The 11895-nt window shown below is 60.1% G+C and carries 7 protein-coding genes and 1 pseudogene; 5 read left to right on the top strand and 3 right to left on the bottom strand.

Features of this window, described 5'->3' with window-relative positions:
* Window positions 1-153: 153 nt before the first annotated feature.
* Entirely contained in the window at window positions 154-1068 is a 915-nt protein-coding gene (locus KI235_RS16325) for a LysR family transcriptional regulator (RefSeq protein WP_003202191.1), read from the bottom strand.
* Between the two features lie 257 nt (window positions 1069-1325).
* On the opposite strand from KI235_RS16325, the gene KI235_RS16320 reads away from it, so the two are divergent.
* The 4 genes from KI235_RS16320 to pgm all read left to right on the top strand — a co-directional run bounded on the left by KI235_RS16320 (window position 1326) and on the right by pgm (window position 7754).
* On the top strand, window positions 1326-2351 hold the full coding sequence (locus KI235_RS16320; RefSeq protein WP_003202189.1) for a zinc-dependent alcohol dehydrogenase family protein: 1026 nt from the start codon (window positions 1326-1328) through the stop codon (window positions 2349-2351).
* A 680-nt stretch (window positions 2352-3031) separates the two neighbouring features.
* A complete protein-coding gene (locus KI235_RS16315) occupies window positions 3032-4522 on the top strand; it encodes a hypothetical protein (protein ID WP_003202187.1) in 1491 nt (496 codons plus the stop codon).
* Window positions 4523-4618: 96 nt separating this feature from the next.
* Window positions 4619-6016, top strand: a complete 1398-nt coding sequence (locus KI235_RS16310) for a PLP-dependent aminotransferase family protein (protein ID WP_039012086.1) — start codon at window positions 4619-4621, stop codon at window positions 6014-6016.
* Window positions 6017-6107: 91 nt separating this feature from the next.
* Window positions 6108-7754, top strand: coding sequence for a phosphoglucomutase (alpha-D-glucose-1,6-bisphosphate-dependent) (gene pgm, locus KI235_RS16305; protein ID WP_028236830.1), 1647 nt, complete (start codon window positions 6108-6110; stop codon window positions 7752-7754).
* 134 nt (window positions 7755-7888) lie between these two features.
* On the opposite strand, the gene KI235_RS16300 is transcribed toward pgm, so the two are convergent.
* Window positions 7889-8584 (bottom strand): pirin family protein, encoded by a 696-nt coding sequence (locus KI235_RS16300; protein ID WP_003202180.1) that lies wholly within the window; start codon window positions 8582-8584, stop codon window positions 7889-7891.
* A 238-nt stretch (window positions 8585-8822) separates the two neighbouring features.
* Between KI235_RS16300 and KI235_RS16295 the strand changes: the two are divergent.
* Window positions 8823-11293 (top strand): annotated as a pseudogene (locus KI235_RS16295) (UvrD-helicase domain-containing protein).
* 137 nt (window positions 11294-11430) lie between these two features.
* Here the strand turns inward: KI235_RS16295 and KI235_RS16290 are convergent.
* Window positions 11431-11868: an Lrp/AsnC family transcriptional regulator gene (locus tag KI235_RS16290; RefSeq protein WP_003202176.1), complete on the bottom strand. Its 438-nt coding sequence runs from the start codon at window positions 11866-11868 to the stop codon at window positions 11431-11433.
* Window positions 11869-11895: the final 27 nt, after the last annotated feature.

The following is an 11895-nucleotide window of genomic DNA, read 5'->3' as shown; positions in this document are numbered from 1 at the left end:
CTGCTGGACCTTAGGCTGGGGGCATCCTTTTCAAACCATCCCAAACATGCCCTCAGATTTGCCCCCCAGGTGTCTCATCCTCTGGAAGTGGATAGATCTCCATGGTCTATGAAAAGGCAGAAATGATCAACTGAACAGCCTGCCCGACGACGCCTAAAGACTCTCAGGATCGCCAAAAAACATCTGAATCCGCGACCGCAACCACCGCTCCCCAGGGTCGTTGTCCTGGGAACCGCGCCAGGCCATGTGCAGCTCGAAGCTGCGCACCGGTATGGGTGGGTCTTCGGCGCGTACGCCGCCGGCGGCGGTCAGCGCGTCGGCCGTGTAGTCGGGCACGGTGGCGATGATGTCGGTGCCCGACAGCAGGGTGCTCAGACCGTTGAATTGCGGCACGGCCAGCACTACGTGGCGCTTGCGGTCGAGTTTCGCCAGCTCTTCATCGATGAAGCCGCTCAAGTCACCCGCGAAAGACACCAGGGCATGGGGCCGCGCGCAGAATTCGTCCAGGGTCAGTCGTCCCGGCGCGGTGTCGGCCCGCAATACTTTGGGCAAGCTGCGTCGCAAGACCTTGCGCTTGGCGTTGGCCGGCAGGTCGTCGGTGTAGCTGACGCCAATGGAGATTTCACCGGACGCCAGCAAACCAGGCATCAGGATGTAGTTGACCCGGCGCACCACCAGCACGATGCCGGGCGCTTCGGCGCGCAGGCGCTTGAGCAGCATCGGCAGCAGGGCGAATTCGGCGTCGTCCGACAGGCCGATGCGAAACACCGAGGTGCTGGTGGCCGGGTCAAATTCCGCTGCACGGCTGACCGCCGTGGAAATCGAATCCAGGGCCGGGGAGAGCAGGGCGAAGATCTCGACCGCCCGGGCCGAAGGCTCCATGCTGCGGCCGGTACGTACGAACAACGGGTCATCGAACAGGCTGCGCAGGCGCGACAGCGCGGCGCTGATGGCCGGTTGGCCTAGGAACAGTTTCTCGGCCGCGCGAGTCACACTGCGTTCATGCATCAATGTTTCGAACACGATCAACAGGTTCAGATCGACACGCCGCAGGTCATTACGATTCATCTGGGGTCCTGGCAGATTCGGTAAGCTTGACGTGAGCGGCCATATGGGAACAATGGCCGGCATGAATCTTACGGGGAAAGGCTGGTACTCTGCACCGGCTAATTGAGTTTTCTTAGGTTAAGTCCTACAGGATTGGTTGGTTTTTCTTACTGCGGAATCAATGACAGGCATGTCGACTATTAATAGCCACTGATGGTCTTGGGTACAAAGCCCGGATAGAGTTCATGGCATTAGAGGTTACTTTGACGAGGTTTGCGATGTCCCGCACGATCCGTTTTCACAAGTTTGGTGGTGCCGAGGTGCTCAAATGCGAAGAGCATGCGGCGGCTCTTCCTGCGCCAGGAGAAGTGCAGGTCCGTGTCGAAGCGATCGGCATCAGTTGGTACGACACCTTGTGGCGCCAGAACCTGGCGTCGTCCCAGGCACGTCTGCCTTCGGGCCTGGGCCATGAAATGGCCGGCGTGGTAACGGCCGTCGGCGACGGCGTCGATGACTTGGCCGTGGGCGACAAGGTCGCCAGTTTCCCGGCCGAGAGCCCGAACGATTATCCGGTGTACGGTGAGGTCATCGTGCTGCCACGCACCGCGCTGACCCGTTATCCCGACGTGCTCAGCCCGATCGAAGCCGCCGTGCATTACACGCCGCTGCTGATCGCATATTTCGCCTACATGGACCTGGCGCGGGTCAAGCCGGGGCAATTCGCCCTGGTCACCGATGCCAGTCATTGCGCCGGCCCTTCCTTCGTACAACTGGGCAAGGCCCTGGGTGTGCGGGTGATCGCGGCCACCAAGACGGCTGACGAGCGTGAGTACCTGTTGTCGCTGGGCGCCGAGAAGGTCATCGTCACCGAAGAGCAGGACTTGCTGATGCAAATCAACAAGCTCACCGACAACCGTGGCGTCGATGTGGTCTTCGACGGCCTCGGCGGGCCCCAGATGTCGCTGCTGGGTGACGTGTTGGCACCGCGTGGCAGCCTGGTGCTGTATGGCTTGCAGGGTGGCAACCAGACGCCGTTTCCAGCCTGCGCGGCGTTCCAGAAGAACATTCAGTTCTTTGTGCACTGCATCGGCAATTTCACTGGCAAGCCGGAACTGGGCATTCTCCAGGACCAGGTGGCCTTGCAACGAGCACTGCGCGATATCAATCAACTGACCGCCGACCGCGTGCTGTTGCCACTCAAGACTCGGGTCTTCCCATTCTCCGAGTTCGTCGAGGCTCACCGTTACATGGGCGAATGCCCTTGCCGTGAACGTGTTGCCCTTCAGGTCGTCGACCCGGCCTGAACCCTGTCTTGCGCAAGAGTCATCGCCCCGGGCTCTTGCGCTGCCTTCGCCCTGACACCCCATCCTTTCTTACGGCACCTCCTGCCTGGCGGTGCTGCGTCCGCACCTCACCATCTCGCGCCTTGAATGGCCTGTCCCGGTTCGCTCAAGACTGAAACGGTCTGTCGGCCAACATCTGAACTGGTTTTTGCCCTCAATCTGTATCTTCTAATCATTGTTTAAGTCTTGATAATTGAACGCTGATTTCCATATCAAGGAAGAAGTCGTGGTGCGGTATAACTTTTTCGAAGGTCTTCATCCTTCAAGATGCATTCAAGGGGTAACGAGCATTAACAGCTGCAGATATATCTATCGACCCTGGAGAAGACGGGGCGGGGTAGACTGCCAATTAAAGTTCGGCAAGTTCTTTGTTTCTTGTGCTCATTGTCTGTGGGACGTTGTCGGAATTCTCCTAGGACGTGCCGTCCGGTCGCTTGGGTCCCGTGTTTTCGGGGCATTAGGCGGGAGTGTGAAGGGGCGTGAGCCTACTCTCGGTATATGTATCAAATAATTACGACAAGCAATGCTCGAGCGTATTGCTAATACTCTTTGAGTGCTAGAACAACCATCTAGATCAACACGTCGCGCAGTCACGTTGGTGCGGGTGCGACGCCGATAGTTGAATTTCCAGGTAAATGGCTATGAGTGCAATTCATGAGCAGGCAATGACTCACGTGTATCAACAGATACTGCAACGACTGTCAGGTTTTTATTCCCGGGCAGAACGTACCGCGTTGCAGCTTTTGATCCAGCGTTTAATTGTCGCCGCCGGAGGCATCGAGCGGATTGGCGATTACCGAGTGTTGACGGTCCAGAATGGGAGCAGGGAAAGTTTTTATGTGCTGACCGCCTTGCGGGCCGCACAGTTGAGCATCGCGGGGCGACATCCGGTGACCTTCACCTTGCGCGTCGCCACGCCACGCCTGAGCGAAACTACCCAGGCGACGCTGGAAAACATCCACCGCTGCTACAGCGCGCTGTTTGTCTACGATGATCCCCGGGTCGAATTGCTGATGGCCGATAACCGCGAGGTGTTGCCGTTCAATCACCGGCAGCCCCTGTCGATGGCGGGGCACGAAGCCAATCGCATGGACCTGCTGGTCCTGGGGCACCTTCGCGCGGTCGACAGCCCCTTGGAGATTGGGGACGACGGCTACCTGGCGATGGCCGAGTTCTATCGGCACATGGCCCGCTGGGAGTCGGGCGTGGATTCGTTGGTCAGCAGCGATACACCGCGCCAGCAAAAACAATTCATATCGGGCCTGCGCCGCGCGACTCGCAAGATCGGCCTGCTGACCGAGCACGCCTGCGGTTTCGACAACCTTTTTGCCCACCTCGACGCCCTGGGCGGTGATGTCTACCGGCATTTCTATGGGCCGGAGCGCCTCGATGCCTGGAAGCCCGAGGGTCACTTCGAGGCCTGCCGGCGAGTGGGCCACGTCGGCATCGACGACCTGATCGTCGATCGTTCGGAGGGAACCAACTGGCCGCTCTTCAACGAGTTTCTGCGGGTGCAGACCGAGGGGCTTGTGCCATCGGCGCCTGAAAACGAATACATCAGCCCGCTGCTGTCGGCCCATCTGCACGGCCTGCAGGCCTGCTACCTGCACGGACGCAGCTATGAAACCGGCTACGGCGACTACGCGCAGCGGGCGATCATGATCATGCACCGCAAGCAATTGCCGGAACACGTCTGCGAACAGGCTCGGGCGCTGTTCGGCTCGCCGTCGTCGATTCCCGAGCGTCGTGCCTACGCCGCCCTTGAAGCACAAAAGATCCTGGGGCTCAGTGAAACGCAACTGGTGTGCATGCTGTTCGCGCCCTTCGTGGGGCAGGGCACGGGCCTGGAGCATTTCCTGCGTTGCTGCCACCCCGGCATGCTGGTGGCGATGCCGGACCTGCACAAGGCCATGCAGGGCGCGACCGTCGCCGATCAGGTAGCGCAGTGGATGGTCGATGTCAGCGGCTTGCCCATCGACATCCTTGGCAAGCTGTACCGGGCGAGTGTTTCACTGCCGGAACAAGCGGAAAGCGCCCCGGGCGCCGATCCGCAGCAGGCCAATGACGGCGTTGACGCTGCAGAAGGCGGATCGGCTGCCGATGGGTTGCACGAACGCTCGGCAAGGCATTGAGGAACGAGGTTTGACGGACTCATCTACCTCGTCCCCAGTCCTTGTACCCGGCGTTGCGACTGAGCTGACTGCGACCCGCTGTCCTGGCCTGAGCCGATGAAAAATTGCCGGGAGACAGACTTCGCCTATCAGGCGGTTTATCGCTACCTGACCACGCTGATCAACGAGCTGGAGGTTGATGCGCGGGTTCGCCTGCCGTCGCTGCGGCAACTGGCCGAGCGTCTGAACGTGTCGATATCGACCATTCAGTACGCGTATTCGCTGCTGGAAAAGGAAGGGCGGGTCTATTCGATCGCCAAGTCCGGTTACTACGCGCTGCCCGTGCCCAGCATGGCCACCCTGGACGGCGGTGACGATTTACTCGAGACCCTGTACGTCAATGCCCGACGACCAGGTATGCAGGTGCTCAGCGCGGATGAACCGGCGTCGATGCAGCCGTTGGACAGCCCGCTGTTGCTGCTCGAGCGCGAACTGCTGCGCCAGTACCCGCGCTCCTCGCAGACACCCTCGCAACCCTGGGGCGAGCTGGAGCTTCGCACTGCGCTGGCTGCCCGCTACACGTCTTCGCCGGCCCGTTGCTGGAATGCCGATGACGTCTACATTGGCGCCGACCTGCGGGGCGTCCTGGAAATTCTTATCGCGGTGCTGGCACTCAGGGGGGCCACCGTGCTGATCGAATCGCCCTGCGATTGGGCGGTGTTGCGCCTGCTGCAGGCGGCGGAGGTCAACGTCATCGAGCTGCCACTGCTGGCCAGGGGGGAACTCAATGTCGAGCAACTGGAACAGCTGCTGGTGAACGAAACGGTACGCCTGGTGGTGCTGTCGTCGGTCTTGAATATGCCGAGGGGGACACTGGTTCCTGAAGAGAACCGTCGTACCATCGCGCATTTGCTGGAGCGGCACGGGACTTGGGTGCTGGAGAACGACAGCCATACAGACCTGGCGTTCGAGGCAAGGATGACGCCTTTTCGAGACTTGCTCGACCCGGACCGGCTGATCGTCTATTCGACGTTCGAGAAAACCATCGGGCCAGAGGCGCCGTATGGCTACGTGTTGTCGCGCCAGTTGACCCTGCACCTGCAGCGACATTTCCTGTTGCGAGCGTTTCGCTTGTCGCCGATCCGCCAGAAAGCCATCGCCCGGCTGTACAGCAACGGTCGGATTGACCAGCACTTGCTGGTGTTGCGGCGCCTGCTGCGTGAAAGCGCGGTTTCGACTACGCAATTGCTGCGCGAGCGGCTAGGGGATAGCCTGCAATGGGCAGAACCTCAAGGTGGTGCGACGATCTGGATGCAGTCGACGCGACGGGTCGACTTGCGACGGGTTTTCCATCGGCTGCTTGCCCAGCGAATCGTCATCGCGCCGGGGGAGTTGTTCAGCCTCCAGGGCCTGTATGCACAACATATGCGCCTGACCCACGCCCTGAACGGGCCGCAGGACATGGACGCTGCGCTCTGCGCGCTGGCCGACGCCTTGAGGCTCGAACAAGCGTAATCGGCGGCAATGGATCGAACCCATCGCGCCATGGTCGAACTGTCAGTAAACTGCACTCCATTTACCGAGCCACTCCACTCAGAGGTTTTGCATGACAGTCAGTCCATTTGCGGGCAAGCCGGCACCGGCAGAGTTGTTGATCGATATCCCGCGACTGGTGACGGCCTACTACACCGGCCGACCCGATGCCTCGGTTGCAACCCAGCGCGTGGCTTTTGGCACCTCCGGGCACCGTGGCAGCTCCTTCGACCTGGGCTTCAACGAGTGGCACGTGTTGGCCATCAGCCAGGCGATCTGCCTGTACCGCGAAGCCCAGGGCATCAACGGGCCACTGTTCGTCGGCATCGACACTCACGCGCTATCGACCCCGGCGGGTGCCAGTGCGCTGGAAGTATTCGCGGCCAACGGTGTAACCGTCATGATCGCCGAGGGCGATGAATACACCCCGACACCAGCGGTTTCCCACGCCATTCTCTGCTACAACCGTGGCCGCACCTCGGGCCTGGCGGACGGCATCGTCATCACGCCGTCCCACAACCCACCGCAAAGCGGCGGCTACAAGTACAACCCTACCAACGGTGGCCCGGCCGATACCCACATCACCAAATGGATCGAAGCCAAGGCCAACGAACTGCTGGCCGACCAGCTCGCCGGCGTCAAGCGCGTCAGCTACGAGCAAGCCCTGAAGGCCGACACCACCCACCGTCACGACTACGTCAACACCTACGTGGCGGACCTGATCAATGTCATCGATTTCGATGCCATCCGCACCGCCGGGCTGCATTTGGGCGTCGATCCGTTGGGTGGCGCAGGCGTGCGCTACTGGCCGGCCATTGCCGAGCATTACCGCCTGGACCTGGAAGTGGTGAACACTCACGTGGATTCCACCTTCCGTTTCATGACCGTCGACTGGGACGGGCAGATCCGCATGGACCCGTCTTCCAGCCATGCGATGCAAGGGTTGATTGGTCTGAAGGACCGCTTCGACGTGGCCTTTGCCTGCGACCCGGACCATGACCGTCATGGCATCGTGACGCCGTCTGGCGGCCTGTTGGCGCCGAACAACTACCTGGCGGTCTCCATCGACTACCTGTTCCAGAATCGCCCGCAATGGCTCGCCGATGCCGCGGTGGGCAAGACCGTGGTCAGCAGCGGCCTGATCGATCGCGTGGCCAAGCGCCTGGGTCGCCGCCTCTATGAAGTGCCGGTGGGCTTCAAGTGGTTTGCCGACGGCCTGTTCGATGGTTCCCTGGGCTTTGGCGGTGAAGAAAGTGCCGGTGCTTCGTTCCTGCGCAAGGACGGCGGAGTCTGGAGTACCGACAAGGACGGCCTGATCCCGGCGCTGTTGGCAGCTGAAATGACGGCGCGCACCGGTCGCGACCCGAGCCAGGCCTACCGCGCGTTGACTGACGAGCTGGGCGAACCGTTCTCGGTACGCGTCGATGCCAAGGCCAGCCCGCAACAGAAGGCGCTATTGAGCAAGCTGTCGCCCGATCAGGTGACGTCTACCGAATTGGCCGGGGAGAAGATCCAGCACATCCTCAGTCACGCGCCGGGCAATGATCAGGCCATTGGCGGCCTGAAGGTCATGACTGAAAACGGCTGGTTTGCGGCACGCCCGTCCGGGACCGAGGATATCTACAAGATCTACGCCGAAAGCTTCATTGGCGACGCGCACCTCAAGCAATTGGTGGCTGAGGCGCAAACGTTGGTGGATGGGGCTATCACCAGCAAGTGACACCGTCGGCAAGCCTTGTCCCAACTATGTGGGAGCAAGGCTTGCCCGCGATCCAGGCGATGCGGTCTTTAACGCGAGGCCCGTTTCGCGAGCAAGCTTTGCTCCCACACAAATTCCTCTCACCACAAGATCAATCAAGCGAGGTCGACGAGCACGATTTCGCTGTCTTCAATGGCGGTCACCCGCAATATCCGCTCATCTTCAATCGCAACACCGTCTCGAGCTTGTACGCGCAAACCATTGATTTCTATCAATCCAGTTGCCGGCACAAGATAAGCTCGACGTGCGGCGTCCAGCCGATACTCCGCACTTTCACCCGCCTTGAGATTGGCCGCTACCAGTCGTGCGTCGGCGCGAATGCGCAGGCTTTGGTCATCGCCGGCCTTGCCACTGGCCAAGGTCACGAAGCCTTCGCGCGAGTCCTTGGGAAACGGCTTGGCGCCCCATGACGGTGCCAGGCCTTCTTCGTTGGGGATGATCCAGATCTGGAAAATGCGGGTGGCCGTCGATTCCAGGTTGTACTCGCTATGGGCAATCCCGGTGCCCGCGCTCATGACCTGTACATCACCGGCCTCCGTGCGGCCCTTGTTACCCAGATTGTCCTGGTGGCTGATCGCGCCTTCGCGCACATAGGTGATGATTTCCATGTCCCGGTGCGGGTGTTGGGGAAAACCGCTGCCAGGGGCGATAACATCATCGTTCCAGACCCGCAAGTTGCCCCAGTTCATGCGCCGTGGGTCGTAATATTCGGCGAACGAAAAATGATGGTGGGCATCCAGCCAACCGTGGTTGGCGGCGCCCAAGGTGGCGAAGGGCCTGAGTTCGAGCATGTTCGTGTCCTTTTCGCTGAGCAGCGAAAGCGATGGTTGATGGGGCTATTTTCGCTAAGGAACACATCGATAAAAAGCGTAAAAAACGCGTCAAAGTTATCGTGTATTTAGATATAAAATCGCGAGCCAACTTTCACTTCATCGCCTAAACCCATGACTTAAAAGCTTTTGGGTGGAACCCGGCGGCAAATACAGACACCATAGCCGTCATGGTTCATGAACACCCGGAGTCATCAGCGTGGCGCAACACACTCCCGATCTTCCCCCCGAGCTTTTATCCCTGGCCCAGATGCCGCTGTTCAAGCGCCTGGCAGCCCGGTTCTTCGGCCATGGCCTGACACGCCTGCGAGCCCAACATCGCGCTTCCTGGTTGCATGGCCAGGCCGACGGTTTCCGCAGCGGTCATACCGCTGGTTTTGACTATGGCTACAAGGAAGGCCGGGCCGAAGGACTTGAGGAGGGTCGTCAGGTCCTGTTGATCCGTGATTCGCGCAGCACGGAGCATCCGGCACCGCAGGTCGATGATCTGCTGTTCGATGACTGGCGCCTGCCGCTGACCGCCGAGCTGAAGAAACGCATCAAGACAGATGTCACCCGATTGCTGCCGGCGCATGCACAACCGAGCGCCGCGCAATGGAAGATGATTTTCAGCGACACGCCCTCGACCTCGGTGGTCGCCGGGGCCGGGGCGGGCAAATCCACCACCCTGGTACTGCGCATTGTGCTGTTGTCCCATTACCTGGGTTTCGAACTGGACTCGATGACCGTGGTGACGTTTACCCGGGAATCGCGCAAGGATTTCATCCAGAAACTGATCGAAGTGTTTGCCCTGTGGGGGCGAACCGTCAGCCTCAAGGAAGCCCGTGACCTGGTGCGGACATTCCATTCGCGCATCTTGCCCATGGTTCGCAGCCTGCCAGGGTTCGAACGACTCCAGGCGTTCGAGACCCAGAGTCATCGCGCCGAAGCGGGTGACGATGATGCCCAGGGCAATCCCTTTGATTTGCGCATCAACGACGCCCAGCGCCAGCAACTCAACGCCTGTTATTACAACCTTTACCAGCGTGACGCGCGTTTCCGTGAGCTGATCCTGCCGTTGTCCCGCCACGCGCTGCAACTCAAGGAGCTGGAACGCGATCACCCGGATGTGCAAAAGCGCGTCGCCGTGACCGAACTGGCAGCCCAGCGCGACGAAGAGTTGTGCGATGCCGTCGAAGACCTGTGGTTCCGCGCCGGTGCCTGGCCGATCAAGGGTATCGAGCCGAAGCGACAAACGTTCGAAATCAATGGTTCGACGTTCCACTGTCATGGCTACGCGCCTTCCCTGGATGCCTGGGTGATACTGGGGTTCGATCCACGGGAAGATGCCCGGCTCAATCGTCCGGGCGCCAAGTTGAGCATCCGCGCGGAATGGGCGGTAAAGCGCACCTTGTTTCAAGCTTTTTGCCGTAAGCCACTGATCTGGCTGGAAAGTTATGAGGCGTCAAAACGTGTATTAGCGTCAATGGCCGGCGATGCCAGCGCCGGGCCTGGGTTCGACTACAAGGTCAAGGGCGAGCTGGGTTCAGCGCCATTGCTGGACTGCTTTGTTGCGGCGGCAGGCTTTATCGAGAACCTGGGCCTCGACGTCCCGGATGCCGTGGGGCGGATGTCCTTTGCCCAGGATGATCCCGATCGGTATTTCTTCGAAGCGCTGAGTCGCTACTGGCGGGCATTCGAAGACCATCTGCTCGACCAATCGCCGCCGGTCATGACCTACAACCGCATGTTTGCGCTGTTCAGCGAACATTCGCCGGAAAATTTCAAGTTGCTGGGGATGCGTTGCTCAGGCCGCTTTCGCACCTGATGGTCGACGAGTTCCAGGACGTGTCGCCGCAGATCGTCTCCTGGCTGCGCGCCAGTCTTCGGGAAATACGCAGCCGTGGTCCCGCGATGCACGTGGGGCGCGGCGCCCAACGCTCTTCATTGTTGTGTGTAGGGGACGATTGGCAATCAATCTATGGCTGGCGCGGCAGCTCGCCGAGCTATTTCATGGCATTCAACAAGCAATTCCCGTCGCCGACGACGACCCGGGTCATGCTCACTGACAACTACCGCAGCCACCAACACATCATCGATGCGGCCGAGCATATTGTTCGCGCCGCTGCGGCTATCCCAGGCAAGAAGGCCAAGGCCAGTGGCGTGTCTCGCTCGTTGAGCCCGGTGAATGTGTTGGATCGCGACGACGAAGGGTTGGCGCGGCGACTGGATGAGCACTATCGCAACGGCGATTCGATCTTGATGTTGTATCGAAAAAGTAGCGATAAGCTATTGATAGAAAAGTATATTCAGCCAACAGTTAATGTTGATTCTAGCTTGCCGTACGACGCGCGACGGCTCAGGCAAATGACTTACCACAGTGCCAAGGGGCTCCAGGCCGATGCGGTGTTCCTGCTGGGCGACTGCCAGCACCTGAGCAGTTCACCCTACAAGAACCAGGTCTATCGAATGGCCGGGCTAGGCCAGGACGGTGACGCCGAACCTTACGACTCGGCGCAAAAGGACGAAATCCTGCGCCTGGCGTATGTGGGCATCACGCGTGCGGTGCAGCACTGTTACTGGTACGTCGATGGCCAGGACGGCCAGGCGGCCAATGGGCCCAAGGCCTCGGATCGTATTGCCACGGATAAGCCCTTTTTCGCTGACCATCGCCGTGTTCGTAAAGGATAAGGCTTGGTGTGTCTATCCGTTGCAAGCGTAACCCTGTGGGAGCGAGCTTGCTCGCGAAGGCGATGTCACAGTCGACGAGGGTGTTGAATATGCTGGCCTCTTCGCGAGCAAGCTCGCTCCCACGGGGGGGTACGTTCTTACGCCATCGGCGGCAACCGTCGCTTGACGGGTGTTTTCTTGACGATGGCCGTATTGGTCTCGGCGTGGACATTGAGTTTGTCCAGCAAGGTATCCAGCTGTTCCATCGAGCGCACGTGCAGGCGGGCGATGAAGCAGTCGTCGCCGGTTACCTTGTCGCATTCGGTGAATTCGGCGATGGCCTGGATCTGCCGCTCCACTTCCTGCAACTGCCCCGGCAGCGGGCGGATACGCACGATGGCCTGGAGTTGATAGCCGAAGCACTTGGGGTCCACCTCAACGGTGTAGCCCCTGAGCACGCCACGTTCTTCGAGCCGGCGAAGGCGCTCGGCGACACTGGGGGAGGACAGGCCACTGAGGTTTGCCAAGGCCTTGAGGGAACGTCGGGAATCTTCCATCAGGGCACTGATGAGGATCTGGTCAATATCGTCAGTCATTTCAACTCCATTAGGCGAATGTGTGAA

The sequence above is a fragment of the Pseudomonas sp. St386 genome (assembly GCF_018325865.1).
GTDB classification, from domain to species: Bacteria; Pseudomonadota; Gammaproteobacteria; order Pseudomonadales; family Pseudomonadaceae; genus Aquipseudomonas; species Aquipseudomonas brassicacearum.
Note: the sequence above shows the minus strand (reverse complement) of the source record. Positions and strands in the feature narration are given on the sequence as shown.

Coding starts and splice junctions, on each gene's coding strand:
- KI235_RS16320 (WP_003202189.1), top strand. CDS start 1,326: ATGTCCCGCACGATCCGTTTTCACAAGTTTGGTGGTGCCGAGGTGCTC.
- KI235_RS16325 (WP_003202191.1), bottom strand. CDS start 1,068: ATGAATCGTAATGACCTGCGGCGTGTCGATCTGAACCTGTTGATCGTG.
- KI235_RS16300 (WP_003202180.1), bottom strand. CDS start 8,584: ATGCTCGAACTCAGGCCCTTCGCCACCTTGGGCGCCGCCAACCACGGT.
- KI235_RS16315 (WP_003202187.1), top strand. CDS start 3,032: ATGAGTGCAATTCATGAGCAGGCAATGACTCACGTGTATCAACAGATA.
- KI235_RS16310 (WP_039012086.1), top strand. CDS start 4,619: ATGAAAAATTGCCGGGAGACAGACTTCGCCTATCAGGCGGTTTATCGC.
- pgm (WP_028236830.1), top strand. CDS start 6,108: ATGACAGTCAGTCCATTTGCGGGCAAGCCGGCACCGGCAGAGTTGTTG.
- KI235_RS16290 (WP_003202176.1), bottom strand. CDS start 11,868: ATGACTGACGATATTGACCAGATCCTCATCAGTGCCCTGATGGAAGAT.